The organism is Agrobacterium larrymoorei (assembly GCF_013322225.1).
Taxonomy (GTDB): domain Bacteria; phylum Pseudomonadota; class Alphaproteobacteria; order Rhizobiales; family Rhizobiaceae; genus Agrobacterium; species Agrobacterium larrymoorei_A.
Genome location: NZ_JAAMFB010000019.1, coordinates 137,313 through 155,745, shown reverse-complemented (window position 1 = coordinate 155,745; position 18,433 = coordinate 137,313). Strand labels below are relative to the sequence as shown.

Annotated in this window: 10 protein-coding genes; 8 read left to right on the top strand and 2 right to left on the bottom strand. The window is 57.7% G+C overall.

Annotated features, from left to right (window positions below; genetic code table 11):
• The first annotated feature begins 27 nt into the window (after positions 1–27).
• From G6L28_RS12355 to G6L28_RS12325, 7 genes are all read left to right on the top strand, one after another.
• Positions 28–1,269, top strand: a complete 1,242-nt coding sequence (locus G6L28_RS12355) for a ubiquinone biosynthesis hydroxylase (protein WP_337795764.1) — start codon at positions 28–30, stop codon at positions 1,267–1,269.
• 322 nt (positions 1,270–1,591) lie between these two features.
• Positions 1,592–4,624, top strand: a complete 3,033-nt coding sequence (locus G6L28_RS12350; protein WP_174064088.1) for a helicase-related protein — start codon at positions 1,592–1,594, stop codon at positions 4,622–4,624.
• A gap of 4 nt (positions 4,625–4,628) precedes the next feature.
• Complete coding sequence (locus G6L28_RS12345; protein ID WP_174064086.1) at positions 4,629–5,045, top strand: RNA-binding S4 domain-containing protein; 417 nt, start codon at positions 4,629–4,631, stop codon at positions 5,043–5,045.
• Between the two features lie 160 nt (positions 5,046–5,205).
• Complete coding sequence (gene fdxA, locus G6L28_RS12340; RefSeq protein WP_174064084.1) at positions 5,206–5,544, top strand: ferredoxin FdxA; 339 nt, start codon at positions 5,206–5,208, stop codon at positions 5,542–5,544.
• 83 nt (positions 5,545–5,627) lie between these two features.
• Positions 5,628–5,768, top strand: coding sequence for a hypothetical protein (locus G6L28_RS12335; RefSeq protein ID WP_174064083.1), 141 nt, complete (start codon positions 5,628–5,630; stop codon positions 5,766–5,768).
• Entirely contained in the window at positions 5,765–6,739 is a 975-nt protein-coding gene (locus G6L28_RS12330) for a threonine ammonia-lyase (protein WP_174064081.1), read from the top strand. The genes G6L28_RS12335 and G6L28_RS12330 overlap by 4 nt, the downstream gene beginning before the upstream one ends.
• A 372-nt stretch (positions 6,740–7,111) precedes the next feature.
• A complete protein-coding gene (locus G6L28_RS12325) occupies positions 7,112–7,258 on the top strand; it encodes a hypothetical protein (RefSeq protein WP_174064079.1) in 147 nt (48 codons plus the stop codon).
• Between the two features lie 64 nt (positions 7,259–7,322).
• Here the strand turns inward: G6L28_RS12325 and G6L28_RS12320 are convergent, their stop codons facing one another.
• A complete protein-coding gene (locus G6L28_RS12320) occupies positions 7,323–8,501 on the bottom strand; it encodes a M20 aminoacylase family protein (RefSeq protein ID WP_174064078.1) in 1,179 nt (392 codons plus the stop codon).
• A 552-nt stretch (positions 8,502–9,053) separates the two neighbouring features.
• Here G6L28_RS12320 and G6L28_RS12315 point away from each other — a divergent pair.
• Complete coding sequence (locus G6L28_RS12315; RefSeq protein WP_174064076.1) at positions 9,054–17,546, top strand: GH36-type glycosyl hydrolase domain-containing protein; 8,493 nt, start codon at positions 9,054–9,056, stop codon at positions 17,544–17,546.
• Positions 17,547–17,639: 93 nt separating this feature from the next.
• On the opposite strand, the gene G6L28_RS12310 is transcribed toward G6L28_RS12315, so the two are convergent.
• The gene (locus tag G6L28_RS12310; protein ID WP_174064075.1) at positions 17,640–18,299 is read right to left on the bottom strand and encodes a YggS family pyridoxal phosphate-dependent enzyme; all 660 of its coding nucleotides are present in this window, start codon (positions 18,297–18,299) and stop codon (positions 17,640–17,642) included.
• Positions 18,300–18,433 lie beyond the last annotated feature (134 nt).

Below are 18,433 nucleotides of genomic sequence, written 5' to 3'. Positions count from 1 at the left end.
AAGGTTGGTCTATAGTGCCACGTGTATATTCACAAGAATGCAAAAGAGGACGCTATGCTTGATGTCGTGATCGCCGGTGGTGGATATGTAGGCCTGAGCGTCGCTGTCGCCGTCAAGCAGGCCGCGCCGCATCTTGAAGTGCAGGTGATCGAAGTTGCACCCGAGGACGTCTGGAAGAAGGATGTCCGGGCCTCGGCGATTATCGCTGCGGCGACAAAAATGCTTGAGGTTTTCGGCATCTGGTCCGAGCTTGAACCGGAAGCGCAGCCCATTCACAAGATGATCGTCACCGATTCGAAGACGTCCGATCCGGTGCGTCCGGTCTTCCTGACCTTCGACGGCGATGTCGCGGAAGGTCAGCCTTTTGCGCATATGATCCCCAACGTCGCCATGGTGGGAGCGCTGCGCGGCGTGTGCGAGCGGATCGGCGTGAGCATCCGCCATGGTTTGAGCGTGACCGGTTTCGTCTCCGGTGCCCAGAGCAGTGTCGTAACACTCTCCGATGGTTCTGCCTTTGAGACCCGGCTGCTCGTCGCCTGTGATGGCGTGAAATCCGCATTGCGGGATATGGCGGGCATTAAGACGGTGCATTGGGCATATGATCAGTCCGGGATCGTCACGACCGTGGAGCACGACCGTCCGCATAATGGCTGCGCGGAAGAGCATTTCCTGCCGTCCGGTCCCTTCGCGATACTGCCGCTCAAGGGCAATCGGTCATCGCTGGTGTGGACGGAGCGTACGGCAGACGCCGACAGATTGGTGGCGTCGGACGATCTGGTGTTCGAGGAAGAACTGGAGCGTCGTTTCGGCCATAAACTCGGTGCTGTGCGTCCGGTCGGGCCGCGCCGCGCTTTCCCGCTTGGCCTTACGCTCGCACGCGCTTTCGTTGCTCCACGTCTGGCGCTGGCGGGCGACGCGGCCCATGGTATTCATCCAATTTCTGGACAAGGGCTTAATCTCGGATTCAAGGACGTCGCAGCCTTGGCAGAAACGATCGTCGAAGCGGATCGCCTAGGCCTCGACATAGGGTCAATGAACGTGCTGGAGCGCTACCAGTCCTGGCGGCGGTTCGATACGGTGCGGATGGGTATAACGACGGATGTGCTGAACCGGCTGTTTTCCAACGATGTTGGCCCCATCCGAGTGGCGCGCGACTTCGGCCTTGGAATAGTCGACCGAATCCCCGGCCTCAAAAATTATTTCATAGGTCAGGCGGCGGGGACCAGCGATCCAAACGGACCAAGACTGTTAGCCGGTCAGCCGCTTTAAATCGCGAAATTACGATTCACTATCTGGTAGTTACGCAGATTGGGACGCCCAGATATGGCCGTGAACAAATCCTGAATCATTGAGAGTCAGTGATTCGTCTCCGTTTCGTTCTCACCCTGTTCCGCTGGCGCCATTGATCGGTGTTCTGACGTTCTGGTAGAGGAAATCTGCGCGCCAAGCACGGCTTTCCTGCTTTGCGCCTTGCCTTTGTGCTCGCCGATCGCCATGTGTGAGAAAGGAGAGGGGTGGTGGCAACAATGCTGGCGCTCCTTAAAGTGAGAGTTTCTTCGATTTCGCGGATAGTAGGTTGAATTTTCGCCCCATGATCTTGAGCGGCCGCGGTGTGACGGCCGTTCTAGGACCGACCAATACCGGCAAGACCCATTACGCCATCGAACGCATGGTGGCGCATGGAAGCGCTGTAATCGGTCTGCCGTTGCGCCTTCTCGCCCGCGAGGTCTACACCCGCCTTGTCGAGAAGGTCGGAGCGGCCAATGTGGCGCTGATTACCGGTGAAGAGAAGATATCTCCCCCAAAAGCCAAATATTCCGTTTGTACCGTCGAAGCAATGCCGCGTGAGACGAACGCCGCCTTCGTTGCCATCGATGAAGTGCAGCTCGCAGGCGATCTCGAGCGTGGGCACATCTTCACCGACCGTATCCTGCACCTTCGCGGACGGGAAGAAACGCTGCTTCTTGGCGCTGGCACCATGCGCCCCATTCTCGAACGACTGCTGCCGGGCATCGTTATGGTGGAGCGCCCGCGTCTTTCGCAGCTGTTTTATGCCGGTTCCAAGAAGATTACCCGGTTGCCGCAGCGCACGGCTATCGTCGCGTTTTCCGCCGACGAGGTCTATGCCATTGCCGAACTGGTTCGCAGGCAACGGGGTGGGGCGGCAGTCGTGCTCGGTGCATTGTCACCACGCACGCGAAATGCGCAGGTCGGTCTCTATCAATCGGGCGACGTGGAATATCTGGTGGCTACAGACGCCATCGGCATGGGTCTCAATCTGGATGTCGATCATGTCGCCTTTGCGCAGGACCGCAAGTTCGATGGCTATCAGTTCCGTAATCTGAACCCTGCGGAAATGGGTCAGATTGCTGGTCGCGCCGGTCGCCATCTCAGAGACGGTACATTCGGCGTAACCGGTCGCGTCGATCCCCTCGATGACGAGCTTGTCGAACGCATCGAATCGCATGAGTTCGACCCGGTAAAAGTCCTGCAGTGGCGCACCAAGAACTTCGATTTTTCGTCTATCCGAAATCTTCAGGCGAGCCTCGATGCTGCGCCAACGGTCCAGGGCCTGTCGCGTGCACTGCCCGCCATCGACCAGCAGGCGCTGGAATATCTGTCGCGTTACCCCGAGATCATCGACGTCACAAACTCGGCCGCGCGCGTGGAAAGGTTGTGGGAAGCTTGCGCCTTGCCGGATTATCGCCGCATCGCGCCTGCACAACATGCCGATCTGATTTCGACGCTCTATTTCGATCTCGTCAAACGCGGCACGGTCAATGAAGATTTCATGGCCGAACAGGTGCGCCGCGCCGACCGGACGGATGGCGAGATCGATACGCTTTCTGCAAGGATTGCGCAGATCAGAACATGGACGTATGTATCGAACCGCCCAGGATGGCTTGCCGATCCGACACACTGGCAAGAAAAGACGCGGGAAATCGAAGATCGATTGTCCGATGCTCTACATGAAAGGTTGACGAAACGCTTTGTTGATCGCAGGACATCTGTGCTCATGAGGCGCCTAAGAGAGAATGCGATGCTTGAAGCTGAAATCAGTGTGAATGGTGATGTCTTCGTAGAAGGACATCATGTCGGTCAATTGGCCGGTTTCCGGTTTACGCCGGTTGCGGGTGCCGAAGGGCCAGATGCCAAGGCCGTGCAAGGCGCAGCACAGAAGGCGCTTGCGCTGGAGTATGAGGCTCGCGCCGCGCGTCTTCATGCGAGCGGTAATGGCGATCTCGTCTTGAGCTCGGAAGGGCTGGTGCGCTGGATGGGCGAACCGGTGGCCCGCCTTGCTGCTGGCGACAATATCATGAAGCCACGTGTCATCATTCTTGCGGATGACCAGCTGAGCGGCAATGCGCGTGATCATGCGATTGCCCGCATCGAGCGCTTCGTCAATCACCAGATCGCGACCGTTCTGAAGCCTCTGGACGATATTTCCCGCGCCGAAGACCTTCAGGGCCTGGCAAAGGGTCTGGCTTTCCAGCTGGTCGAAAACCTCGGCATTCTTTTCCGCCGCGATGTTTCGGAAGAAGTAAAGACGCTTGATCAGGATGCGCGCGCTTCCATGCGCCGCTATGGCATCCGTTTCGGCGCGTACCACGTCTTCCTGCCCGCGCTGTTGAAGCCCGCTCCTGCGGAACTGGTTACCCTGCTTTGGGCGCTGAAGAACGATGGTCTAGGCAAACCCGGCTATGGCGACCTCATTCCGGTTCTGGCCGCTGGCCGCACCTCGGTTGTAACCGACCCGAGCTTTGAACGCATGTTCTACAAGCTTGCCGGTTTCCGCTTCCTCGGAAAGCGCGCTGTGCGTATCGACATTCTGGAGCGTCTGGCCGACCTCATCCGTCCGCTTTTGCAGTGGAAGCCCGGCACACAGCCGCGCCCCGAAGGCGCTTATGACGGCCGCCGCTTTACCACGACGACAGCAATGCTTTCGATTCTCGGCGCGACGCTGGACGACATGGAAGAAATCCTCAAGGGCCTCGGATACCGTGCTGATCAGGTAACGGCGGAAGAGGCGACTGCCTTCCTCGCCAGCCAGAGCGGTGATGCTGCTAAGGTGGAAACCGCTGAGGCGGCTCCTGCCGAGGAATCCGCCAACGACGAAGCGGATGCTGCGGAGAACGCCGAGGCTGACGCCTCCAATGAGGCGCCTGCGGAAGAACCTGCCGAAGTGAGGGCGGAGGAACCGAAGACAGAAGAAGCTGCCGCCGAAAACACGGAGCCGAAGCCTGTTCTCCTCTGGCGTCCGGGTGGCCGTAACGACAACCAGCGCAGCGACAACCGTCGTCCGAGCAACCGCGCGCCGAACAATCGCGGCGAAGGCGAGCGTCGTGGCGAAGCTGGCGAGGGCCGTCAGGGTGGCCGTCCGAATTTCAGTCGTGATAGTGATCGCAAGCGTGAGGGCGGACGCCCTGATCGCAACAACAATAACAACCGCAATGAGCGCCATGACCGTGGCGAGCGCAAGGATCGGCCAGAGCGCAATGACCGTGGTGGAAAGCCACAGGGTCAGCAGCGTTTCGAATCCAAGCCACCGCGCAAGGAAAAGCCGATGGATCCGGATTCGCCTTTTGCGAAGCTCGCCGCTCTCAAGGAGCAGTTGAAGAAATAAGCTTATGGGCAACAAGGAACAGCCACAGGAAGCAGGGCGTCAGCGCCTCGACAAGTGGCTGTTCTTTGCCCGTATGGCAAAGTCCCGTTCCATTGCCCAGAACTACATCCAGTCGGGCAACGTCAGGGTGAATGGATTGGCGATCCGCCAGTCCAGCCATTTGGTCAAGGCGGGAGACAAGCTCGAACTGAGTTTTGAGCGGATGGACCGGGTTCTGCTGGTAAAAGCACCTGGGGAGCGCCGCGGGCCTTTCGAGGAAGCCAAGCTTCTCTATGACGACCAGACGCCGCCGCGCGAACCGCGTGAGAGGCTGACGCTTCTGGAGCAGGCCGTACGCATACCCGGCACTGGACGTCCGACCAAGAAAGAGCGCCGTGCGCTCGACAGATTCATCTCGGATAGTGAAGTCGGTAACGATTAGAATAATCGACTAAATTGGGCCGATTTTTCAGGATTGTTTATCCTTGCTATATTGGTTCAAAGGCATTACGTCACTTGCGAAAATGCCCTGTCTGAATTCCGGGCGACGGCTTTGCACCTTAAAGCCCAGCAAACCCGGCCTGCATATTCTGGAGTCCTTCATGACGTATGTCGTGACCGATAATTGCATTCGCTGCAAATATACTGACTGTGTCGAAGTCTGCCCGGTAGACTGCTTCTATGAGGGCGAAAACTTTCTCGCCATCAATCCCGATGAGTGCATTGACTGTGGTGTATGTGAGCCGGAATGTCCCGCCGAGGCTATCAAGCCGGATACGGAGCCAGGCCTCGACAAATGGCTGACCCTCAATGCTGAATATGCGGCGATCTGGCCGAACATTACCGTCAAGCGCGATGCAATGCCGGAAGCCAAAGAGATGGATGGCGTAGAAGGAAAGCTGGAGCTTTATTTCTCTGCGGAACCGGGCAAGGGCGACTGATCCTTCTCATCTAGGGATTTTTGCCTGCATCCTATCCGTTGTTTCGACTGGGAGTTTTGAGTTGACTGGGATTGAGGTTGACCATGCCAGTGGTTTTCATCGTCTTGCCGAACGCCTGTAACGTCCGCGATGAATTCGAAGAGATTTCCCATAACGGCTGTTCCTGGGGCAAATTCGCCTTATGGTATCGTGACAACATGATTCACGAGCCGGGAACAGCATGACCAGCACTGCAATGATCGAAGCCGCACGCCAGCGTATTAGAAACGAGGCCGTGCGAACCCCGTTATTATCGTCACCATTTCTCGACGCCATCGCAGGACGCAAGGTTTTCGTAAAGGCCGAGTGTCTGCAACGGACTGGCTCATTCAAGTTTCGCGGAGGCTGGTCGGCGGTTTCGGGCTTGAATCGGGAGGTGCGCAACAAGGGCGTGATTGCGTTCTCGTCCGGTAATCATGCGCAAGGGGTGGCGCTGGCCGCAAAATTGCACGGGGTCCCAGCCGTCATCATCATGCCGAATGACGCGCCAAAGATCAAAATTGAAAACACGCGAGCCTATGGCGCGGAAGTCGTGCTGTTCGACCGTGCAACGGAAGACCGTGATGCTATCGGTGAAAAGCTCTCTGCCGAGCGTGGCCTCACCTTGATCCGCCCCTTCGATGAGCCACTGGTCATTGCCGGCCAGGGCACAGTCGGGCTGGAAATTGCCGAACAAGCCAAAGAGCTAGACATAGCGGAAGCCGAGGTTCTCGTTCCTTGCGGCGGTGGCGGCTTGACGTCTGGCATCGCTCTGGCGCTGGAAGCCAAAGCGCCGGGACTTACGGTTCGCACCTGCGAGCCGGAAAAATTCGATGATGTGGCCCGTTCGTTGATCTCAGGTAAGATAGAGCGAAACGTCCTTCTTTCTGGGTCTCTGTGCGACGCAATCATCACGCCGCAGCCTGGCGACATTCCCTTCCCTATCATGGCGAACCTATGCGGCGAGGGCGTCGTCGTGACAGAAGACGAAGCTTTGAAGGCAATGGTCCTAGCTTTTCAGTTGCTCAAGATTGTCGTGGAGCCCGGCGGAGCCGTCGCATTGGCAGCCGCGCTTTTCCACGGCGCGAAGCTTCAGTCGGAGACAGTCGTCGTCGTGGCGTCAGGTGGCAACGTTGATACGGATGTCATGGTCTCCGCGCTATCGCGCTTCGCGTAACCGCCGCCCTGAGAGCGCTTTCTTGTTAAATGAGACGTTGAGCCATGGCTGGATGCTTTGGCTACGGCCCGCTGCCCGCGCATCAGTCGATCCCGTTTGAACCAACAGAGCTGTTTCCAATTAACAAAGAGGCGCTCTGGGGAAGTTTATACCCGAGAATAGTCACTGTGAACTCAAACGGGTCTCCGGCGTTGATTCACATTCTTCGGGTAGATCGATGTCTGTTGGGAGGCAGTACACGATCAGGATTTTCCCCGAAGGCGGCATCAAATGGAATTTTATCTCTACTGAAACAATAGGGAATAGCGATATTCTCCAGCTCACAGTGGTTAAGAGATCGGTTGCCGATCATCGTCAACAAGGGAGGGTGCAATGTCTTATTCCAAGGTTGGAAAAGCTAAAGATTTTACGCCGTCATCCGCACCGCATCGCGGTGGCTGGCAATCGACACTTCACACGGCACTCGTCGGTATCTGCTTTGCTTTCGTCGCTGCGGTAATATTCGGCCTGGTGCCCTGATCTCTCCACCCTGGACTTTTCGAACGGCCACCCATGCGGTGGCCTTTTTCGTACCAAACTCCTTTTACGCCTTCAGGTAATCTTCTGTCAGCTCAACCCAGAAAGCCGTACCGACGGGAAGAATGTCGTCGTTGAAGTCGAATTTCGGATGGTGTAGTGGCGGATCATTTTTCGTCCGCTGCGTGCCTAGGAAAAAGTAAGCACCCGGACGCTTTTCCAGCATGTAGGCGAAGTCCTCCGCTCCCATCGAGGCGCGCGGCATCTCGGCAACATTATCTGCACCGGCAAAGCGCCTTGCCAGACCGAAGATGTAATCCGTCTCAGTCTTGTGATTGATCGTCGGGCTGTAACCCCGCTCATAGTCCAGAGTTACGCTCATACCATAGCTTTCTGCCTGCCCTTCCGCGATCAACCGGATACGCTTTTCAAGCTCATTGCGGGCATCCGGGTCGAATGAGCGGATCGTCAGCAACATCTCTGCCGTTTCGGGGATCACGTTACTGGCAATGCCAGCATGAAATGCACCGACCGTAACCACCGTTGGCGTCAATGGATGGATGTTGCGCGAAACGATGGTCTGGAGCGCCATAATGATGCTCGCCCCGGCGACGATCGGATCAAGTGCGCTCTGCGGTTCCGCACCATGACCGCCATAACCGTTGACCGTGATCTTGCATTCGTCGACGGCTGCCATGATCGGTCCCTCGCGCAACGCGAACTGGCCGAAAGGAAGACCCGGATCGTTATGAAGCGCAAAAACCGCATCGCAAGGGAAGCGCTCGAACAAGCCGTCTTCGATCATCATCCGTGCGCCGCCGAAATTTTCTTCGGCGGGTTGGAAGATGAGATTTACCGTGCCGTCGAAATTGCGGCGCTCCGCAATGATCTTTGCTGCGCCCAAAAGCATGGCCGTGTGTCCGTCATGACCGCAGGCATGCATGACGCCGGGGTTTAAGCTGGCGTATTCTGCGCCTGTTTCCTCATGGATCGGCAAGGCATCGATGTCCGCGCGAATTCCAATGCTTCGGTCGCCTGTGCCATTGCGCAGCGTTGCAACCACGCCCGTGCCCGCCAGCCCGCGTGTCACCTCGTATCCCATCGCTTCCAGCCGCGAAGCGATGAAGTCGGATGTGTTGAACTCTGAAAGGCCGATTTCCGGAAAGCGGTGCAGGTGATGACGGATTTCCACTACCTCTGGGATGATGTTGGTCGAGGCGGCAAGGGTTCTGGTCTGTATTGTCATCGTTGTAATTCCGGGTTTTTCTTCGGCGCGCAGCGTCCGAGCATGCTCTATGAGTAGAGAGAAATAGCAGCATTGACGGTTGCTGGTAAGGGCGCGCCTGACGGGCCAGTATTTACGCGCTTGCGCAGGGGCAAAACAGATGGCATGGAACTGAAAACGCCTTGAAACATTCCCAGTCTTCGGGTGCCGTTGTTTAATGCAAACGGATGCTTGAAGATCGATCAGGGGAATGAGAGGGAAGGGCGTGCAGATTTTCGCTGGGGGAGTGCGCGAAATATCGAAGCAATTCAAAGAAGCCGTCTATGCGCTTCACATCGTTACCCATAAACTATTGATTATTATAGCGTGACTTCGCTCGCGCCCAAAAATGCCATGATGTCCGTCAATCAGGTTTAGACAGAACTTCCGTATGCTGGTTCGCGTTGGTTCAGCCAAGGTTCAGAATCAGCAAAATAAAGCTGCCAAGTTATTTGGATTGCGACAAGCAATTCGAAACAAGTACCGGTTAAGACACGCAAAAGCATCTCCATTCAAGGTCCAGAATACGAGCCGATGTCATTTCATATTACCCCGACCGCCGCCGCCCGTGATTCAGAAGCCAAGCAGATCGATCACAACGATTCGATCCGTTCCGTCTATTTCAATATGGACGAGCTGAGAGCTTGCGGAGCAGAGCTTTCCAAATCCGGCGCGGATACGCTGCCAGGCTTTATGGAATTCGATTTCTTCGCGCGCCACCGCGAGAACGAAAAAGAGATCCTCCGGGTTTACCGGACAACGGCTGTCGATGCCGAAAACGGCGCGACGATTACGCCCGCTGCCGAATGGTTGCTCGACAACCACTACGTTATCGAAGAAGCGATACAGGAAGTCCGCCGCGACTTCCCGCGTAAATTCTACCGCCAGCTTCCAACGATGAAGATCGGCAATGTCGAAATCCCGCGCGTGGTGGCGCTGGCATGGCTCTATGTCGCCCACACGCACAGCACCGTGTCACGCGAAAGCCTGACGGCATTGGTCGAGGGTTTCCAGACATCCAAGACGCTCCAGATCGGTGAAATATGGGCTTTGCCCTCCATCACCCGCTTTGTCCTGATCGAAAACCTGCGCCGTATCTCCATTCGCGTTGAGCGTTCGCGCCGCATGCGCCAAAAGGCAAACGAGGTGGTTGACGAGATCATCCGTCTCAACGAAGCAGAACCATCTGCCGAGTTTTTAAAACAGATCGATCCTCTGGTCGATGACCCGACCTTTGCGACACAGTTCCTCTATCGCCTGAGAAACGGTTCCCAGACATCCAACTTCGCACTGAACTGGCTGGAAGAGCGTCTTCACAGTGTGGGCACGGACGCTGAAAACGTGATGATGGCGGAGCATAACCGGCTCGCCTCCGGCAATGTGACGATGGGCAACATCGTTAAGAGCCTGCGCGAAATCGACGATACTGAATGGTCCGTGTGGTTCGAGGACGTGAGCCATATCGACAAGGTTCTTCGCGAACAGACCGATTACGAGACGCTCGATTTCGGTTCACGTAACAATTATCGCAACATGGTGGAGCTGCTCGCACGCCGTTCTCCGAAGACCGAAGTCGAGGTTGCCCAGACGGCCGTCGACATGGTGGCCGAAACCGCTGCTTCGAGCGAGAGCTATCCTCACCAGCCGAATGTCGGCGCATTCCTCGCCGGCGAGCGCCGAGATGAGCTGGAAGAGCGGATTGGCTACAAGCCGCTGCCTTCACAACATGTCGTGCGCTTCATGCGCCGCTTCAGCTGGCTGTCGGTTGCGGCGCCCGTTCTGGCATTGACGGCAATCGTCATGCTGGCGGTTGGCTGGTTCCTGGCCGATGCGGGCATGCCCTGGTATGTCGTGGCGGCATTTCTGCTGATGTTTGCGCTGCCTGCTTCGGAAGGCGCTACCGGCCTCTTCAACACACTCGTCACATTCTTCGTCAAACCGTTCCGCCTTGTCGGCTACGAGTTCAAAACCGGTATACCGGAAGACGCGCGTACTCTGGTTGCCGTGCCCTGCATGCTCACCAGCCGCGACAGCGTGGACGAGATGATCCGCAATCTCGAAGTCCACTATCTCGCCAATCCGCATGGCGAAATTTACTTCTCGCTCATTTCCGACTGGCGCGACGCACAGCTGGAACAGACGCCGGAAGATATCGAGATACTTGAATACGCCAAGCGTGAAATCGCAACACTGTCGGCCCGTTACGCCTTCGATGGCAAGACGAGGTTTTTCCTCCTGCACCGCCGCCGCATCTATAATCCTTCCGAAGAAGCCTGGATGGGTTGGGAGCGCAAGCGCGGCAAGCTGCACGAACTGAACATGCTGCTGCGTGGCGACAAGGACACGACGTTCCTTAACGGTGCCAATATGGTGCCTGAGAACGTCAAATACGTCATGACGCTGGATGCCGATACGCGCCTGATGCGCGATGCCGTCACCAAGCTCGTCGGCAAGATGCACCACCCGATCAACCGTCCTGTGCACGACCCCAAGACAGGTCGCGTCATCAGCGGTTACGGGCTGCTACAGCCGCGCGTGACGCCTTCGCTGACGACCGGCAAGGACGCATCCGTCTTCCAGCGCGTCTTCTCCATTAATCGCGGCATCGACCCTTACGTCTTCACCGTGTCTGATGTGTATCAGGATCTGACGTCCGAAGGCACGTTTACCGGTAAGGGTCTGTATGATGTCGACGCTTTCGAAACGGCTTTGAAGGGCCGGATCGAAGAGAACGCCGTTCTTTCCCACGATCTTCTCGAAGGCTCATTTGCCCGCTGCGCCCTCGTGACGGATGTCGAGCTGGTTGAAGACTTCCCGACCCGCTACGAGGTGGAAGTTTCGCGTCAGCACCGCTGGGCGCGTGGTGACTGGCAGCTTCTTCCTTATATTCTCGATCCGGCACGTGGCGTTACCGCGCTTGGCCGCTGGAAGATGGTCGATAACCTGCGTCGTTCGCTGACACCTATCGCCTGGTTCGTGGCATCGGTGCTCGGCTGGTATTTCATGGACCCGTTCGGCGCGCTGATCTGGCAGATTCTACTGATTTTCACACTGTTTGTCGCTCCAACCATTTCGCTGATGGCAGGCATCGTTCCGCGCTCTACCGATATCGTGCCGCAGGCGCATTTCCACACTATCTGGTCGGAAATCCGCGCCACCAATGCGCAGGTTGCGCTTCGCATCGTCTTTATCGCAGATGGTGCCTGCATGATGGCCGATGCTATCGGACGTTCGCTCTACCGCCTGTTCGTCAGCCGCAAACTGATGCTGGAATGGCGTACCGCCGCCTCCATCCAGTCCAGCGCGCAGGGCAGCATATTCGATTATTACCGCCAGATGTGGCATGCTCCGGTCGTCGCACTTCTTGCGCTTCTGTTTGCCTCGCTGCCGGGTGATAACGCGTTCCTCGTTGGTCTTCCCTTTGCGCTATTGTGGGTCTTTTCCCCGCTCGTTGCGTGGTATGTCAGCCAGTCGGCAGAAACAGAAGATCGCATGTTCGTGTCCGAGCATGTGTCCAGCGAGTTGCGCAAGATCGCCCGTCGTACGTGGCGTTACTACGAAACCTTCGTCACCAAGGACGAACATTACCTACCACCGGATAACTTCCAGGAAACGCCTGAGCCTATCGTCGCCAGCCGCACTTCCCCGACCAATATCGGTGTGTACCTGCTGTCCACCATCTCGGCCCGCCAGTTTGGCTGGATCAGCTTCTCCGACACAGTTGAGCGTCTGGAAAAGACAATCGAGACCGTGGAGAAGATGGAGAAGTATCGTGGTCACCTCTATAACTGGTACCACACAGATACGCTCCAGACGCTTGGCCCCCGATACGTCTCCGCCGTGGATAGTGGTAACCTTGCTGGCCACCTGATCGCGATTTCGTCTGCCTGCCGCCAGTGGGCGGAAGCGCCATCGGCCCACCTTCAGGGTAATCTCGAAGGCATCGGCGATGTCGCAGGCGTGCTGCGTGAGAGCCTCAAGGAACTGCCGGACGACCGCAAGAATCTTCGTCCGCTGCACCGTCGTCTGGAAGAGCGTATCCTTGGTTTCTCGAACGCATTGGCATCGGTCAAGCGCGAGCATGAGTTTGCTTCGATCCGCGTCATCAACCTTGCGGTTCTTGCCCGCGATATCCAGAAACTCGCCTCCAACCTCGATGTGGAAGTGAAGTCCGAGCAGAGCGCGGAAGTCACCCGCTGGGCGCAGATGCTGGTGGATTGCTGTGAAGCGCATATTTCCGACAGCGCATTCGATCATGCCACCATCGATCAGTTGCGCGGAAGGCTCGCCTCGCTGCGCGACCGTAGCCGCAATCTCGCATTCTCGATGGATTTCGGCTTCCTTTACCGTAAGGACCGTCGTCTGCTTTCGATCGGTTATCGCGTCGAAAGTCAGGAGTTGGACGAAGCCTGCTACGACCTTCTCGCCTCCGAATGCCGCCTGACATCGCTTTTTGCCATTGCCAAGGGCGATCTGCCGACTGAGCATTGGTATCGCCTCGGCCGTCAGGTCGTGCCAGTCGGCGCGCAAGGCGCCTTGGTGTCCTGGTCCGGCTCGATGTTCGAATATCTGATGCCTCCGCTCGTCATGCAGGAGCGTCAGGGCGGTATCCTGAACCAGACCAACAATCTGATCGTCAAGGAACAGATGAACCACGGCCGTCGCCTCGGCACACCATGGGGCATTTCCGAAGCGGCTTTCAACGCCCGCGATCATAACATGAACTACCAGTACACCAACTTCGGTGTACCGACGCTCGGCCTCAAGCGAGGCCTTGGCCAGAACGCCGTCATCGCACCCTACGCTTCCATTCTGGCGGCGCAGTATGATCCCGATGCAGCTCTGGAAAACCTTGAGAAGCTGCGCAAGCTCGGCGCTCTTGGTCGCTACGGCTTCCATGATGCCGTCGACTTCACGCCGACCCGCGTACCGGATGGCAAGGTCTGCGCGGTGGTCTACAACTACTATGCCCACCATCATGGCATGTCGATTGCCGCTGTCGCCAACGTCGCCTTCGATGGCTTCCTGCGTGAACTCTTCCATGCTGATCCGGTGATCGAAGCTGCCGAACTGCTGTTGCAGGAAAAGGCACCTCGCGAAGTGCCGGTTATGAGCGCCAAGTACGAACCAGAGACCCCTGGCAAGGAGCAGGCTGATCTGCTGCGTGCGGAAATCCGTACCGTGACCGATCCGATGATCCGCGACCGCGATGTCGTTTTCCTGTCCAATGGTCATTACTCGACCATGCTGACTGCGACGGGCGCGGGCTATTCGAAGTGGAATGGGCAGTCCATTTCCCGCTGGAAAGCCGATGCAACTGAAGACCGCTGGGGCACCTTCTTGTTCCTGCGTGACACTGCGACAGGGCAGTGGTGGAGCGCCACCGCTGAACCGCGCGTCGCCGAGGGCGAGAAAACCAAGACCGTCTTCATGGATGACCGTGCGGAGTTCCACAAGACCGTCGGTGACCTGCAAAGTGTGGTCGAATGCATCGTCGCCACTGAACACGATGCTGAAGGCCGTCGCGTGACGCTTCTCAATGTCGGCACGGAAGACCGCTATATCGAAGTCACCTCCTATATGGAGCCGGTCATCGCTAACGAAGACGATGACAATGCGCATCCGCTATTCTCGCGCATGTTCGTTCAGACGGAAATCGGCAAGCGCGGCGATGTGATCCGCGCCTGGCGCAACAAGCGTTCCCCGAGCGAACCCGGCACCGTCATCGCTCATCTGGCCGCTGACAACGCTGGTTCCTCACGCTCCACCGAGTATGAAACCGACCGTGCGAAGTTCATTGGACGGGGGCGTTCGCTTGCCGAAGCTGCTGCTTTCGACCCAGGCGCTACGCTCTCGAGTGCGGACGGCTTCACGCTCGATCCGATCCTGTCACTGCGTCGCGTCGTGCGCGTTCCGGCGGGCAAAAAGGTCAGCGTCATCTTCTGGACGATTGCTGCTCCCAACCGCGAAGACGTCGACAAGGCGATTGATCGCTATCGCCACCCTGACGCCTTCGCGCATGAGCTGGTTCATGCATGGACCCGCACACAGGTGCAGATGCGCCATGTCGGCGTTACCTCGCAGCAGGCCGCCGCCTTCCAGCATCTGGCCCGCTATCTGGTCTATCCGGACATGCACCTGCGTGCCGACGCGGATACGCTGAAGACCGGCCTGGCCTCCCAGCGCTCCCTTTGGCCGCTGGCGATCTCGGGCGACTTCCCGATCTTCGCGCTGCGCATCAACGACGACATGGATATGGACATTGCGCGCGAAGCGCTGAGTGCCCACGAATATCTACGCTCTCGCGGCGTGATCTTCGATCTCGTCATCGTTAACGAACGCGCGGCATCCTACGCGCAGGACATGCAGCACGCCCTGGATCACATCTCTGAAGGCCAGCGCCGCATCAACCCGGCAGATGGCGGCAGACCGCATGTCTTTTCCGTCCGTCGTGACTTGATGGATGAGGAAACATGGGCTGCGCTGCTTGCTGCCTCACGTGTCGTTCTTCACGTGCGCAACGGCAAGATTGTCGATCAGGTCAACCGTGCGGTGTCCCTGTTCGCCGCCCATCGTGGGCCGGATAGCAACAACGTCTCGCAGGCTCGTATCCCGGCACCTGCCTATCCGGTTGCGGATCCTGTCGAAGATGCAAACGATCTCGATTTCTGGAACGGCTTCGGCGGCTTCACGAAGGATGGTCGTGAATATGTGGTGCGTCTCAACCGTGGCCAGTCCACGCCGCACCCATGGATCAACGTCATCTCCAACGAAAACTTCGGCTTCCATATCTCAGCGGAAGGTGCGGGCTTCACATGGAGCCGGAACTCTCGCGACTATCAGTTGACGCCATGGAGCAACGACCCGGTCACCAATCGTCCGGGTGAGGCGATCTATGTTGCCGATGCTGAAAGTGGCAAGATTCACTCGCCCTTTGCAGCAATCGGCAGGCATCCTGAAGCTGCATTCGAAACCCGTCATGGTCTAGGCTACTCTACTTTTAGAAGCGTAGATGATGGTCTCGATATCGAAGTCACGCAGACCGTGGATCGCGAAAAGCCCGTCAAGCTTTCACGCCTGACGATCCGTAACATTGGTAATCAGAACCGCCGCCTCAAGGCCTACGGTTATGTAGAATGGGTTCTGGGCAACAATCCGCAGAAATCTGCACCGTTCATCCTCAGCACGCATGATGAGGAAACGGGTGCGCTGTTTGCATCCAACCCCTACAGCATCGACTATAATCAGAGAGCTTCATTCCTCTCCCTCGACGCGCCCGCGACCGGTTTCACTACCAGCAAACGGGAATTCATCGGTCGCTACGGCTCGGTTCACGCGCCGCAGGCGGTGGTTTCCGGCACGGCTCTCTCGGGGACGACCGAACTCGATGGCGGACCCTGTGCGGCATTGATGCAGGAAATCCATCTGAAACCGGGTGAAGAACGGCATGTGCTGTTCTATCTCGGGGACTGCGATACGGCGGAAGAAGCCCGCGCGCTGGTGAAAGACATTCGCGCCGTGGATTTCGACACCGTGCTTCAGGCCAACAAGGATTACTGGACTGGCTTCACCGGCCAGCTTCAGGTTTCAACGCCCGATGCCGGTTTCAACCACATGGTCAATGGCTGGCTGCCATATCAGGCGCTTGCATGCCGTATTCTTGCGCGCACGGCCTTCTATCAGTCGAGCGGCGCCTTCGGCTTCCGCGACCAGTTGCAAGATACGCTGGCGTTCCTGCTTTACCAGCCGGAGCTTGCCCGCAAGCAGATCATTCGTGCGGCTGGCCGTCAGTTCCCTGAGGGCGATGTGCAGCACTGGTGGTTGCCGCTAACGGGTGCTGGTGTTCGCACCACCATCTCCGATGACGTGGTGTGGCTCGCCTATGCGGCGCATCAGTACGTCGCCGCCACAGGCGACAAAGCGATCCTCGATGAAGAAATCCCGTTCCTCAAGGGCGCCGCATTGATGCCCGGTCAGCACGACGCCTTCTTCCAGCCGGAAACGAGCGACAGGTCCGTCAGCCTTTATGAGCATGCGGCACTGGCACTCGATCTCGCCATCCATCGCACCGGCGAAAACGGCCTGCCGCTGATCCTCGGCGGAGACTGGAACGACGGCATGAACCGCGTTGGCGTTGCGGGCAAGGGCACGAGCGTCTGGCTCGGCTGGCTCCTGTCCGGCACGCTGCGCGACTTCATCGCCATTGCAGAAGAACGCCGCGATCTCAACCGTGTTGAAAAGTGGAAGACGCACCGCGACAAGCTGCGCGCAGCACTGGAAACCGCTGGTTGGGATGGTGACTATTATCGCCGTGGCTACTTCGATGATGGTACGCCGCTGGGCTCCATCACCAGTGAGGAATGCCGCATCGATTCGCTCGGTCAGAGCTGGAGCGTGCTTTCCGGCGAAGGCGAGGAAGATCGCTCGCAGCAGGCCATGAACGCGGTCATGAAGGATCTGGTAGACGAGAAGACCGGTATCATCCGTCTCTTCACGCCGCCGTTCAGCAAGGCCCCGCATGATCCGGGCTACATCAAGGGCTATCCGCCGGGCGTCCGTGAGAATGGTGGCCAGTACACTCACGCAGCGACATGGGTCGTTCTGGCGCTGGCCAAGCTGGGCCGCAGCGAAGATGCATGGAAATGCTTCTCCCTGCTGAACCCGGTCAACCACGCCTTGGATCGCCAGTCTTCCGAGATCTACCGTGTAGAGCCTTACGTCGTGACGGCTGACGTCTATGGCGAAAATGCCTATGCGGGCCGTGGTGGCTGGAGCTGGTACACAGGCTCTGCTGGCTGGCTCTACCGTGCGGCGGTTGAAGGTATTCTCGGCATCACCCGCATCGACGGCAAGCTGCACATTGCGCCGTCGCTGCCGCAAGACTGGGATGGCTTCTCGGCCACAATTACGCTCGAAGGCAAGCCGCGTGAGGTCGTCGTCAAGCGTACAGCCGGCACGCCGGATATCGCCGTAACCCTAGATGGTAAGCCGCTCACCGGTACGGATCGCGCCATTCCGTTTGATTGATGAGAACGGGCGGTCCGCTGCCCTTCAACGCAAATAAAAAAAGCCACGGAGCCGAAAGACTCCGTGGCTTTTTCTTTTCCAGATTTCTTCGGTTCAGCGCGTGCCGAAAATCGCCGACCCGACGCGCACGCTCGTTGCGCCAAACTCGATAGCAGTTTCGAAATCGCCGGACATGCCCATGGAGAGTTTTTTAACGCCGCATTCCTTTGCGAGCTTCGCCAGAAGAGCAAAATGCGGGCCGGGGTTCTCGTCCGCGGGCGGAATGCACATCAGTCCCTCGACATCGAGCTTCAGTTCTTCGCGGCACATCCCTACAAACGCCGCCGTTTCACGAGGATCGATCCCAGCCTTTTGCGGCTCCAGCCCTGTATTGACCTGAACATAGAAACGCAAACTTCTCGCCTGCTTTGCGCATTCCTCTGCTAGCGCCCGGGCAATTTTTTCGCGATCGACAGTCTCGATGACATCAAACAGCGCCACCGCATCCGCCGCCTTGTTGGATTGCAGAGGTCCGATCAGGTGAAGTTCGATATCTGGCGTCTTCTTTTTCAAGGTTGGCCATTTGCCCTGTGCTTCCTGTACGCGGTTCTCACCGAAGACACGTTGGCCACAATCGATCACCGGCTGGATGGCATCCATCTCAAATGTTTTCGATACGGCGACCAGATTGACATCCGCAGGTTCACGACCCGCCTTCTCAGCCGTCATTGCGATCCGTTGTCTGACCTCTTCAAGACGTGCTTCGATTTCCATGGGAAAGACCTTCGTTTGAATGCGATAGGAGGCTACCTAAACACGCTTCGCCTTGATGCCAAGCGCGATTGTCACCATTTGAGCGCGGTAGCGTGAAGATTACGCCGCGAAACCCCGCCCAAACTTGACGCATG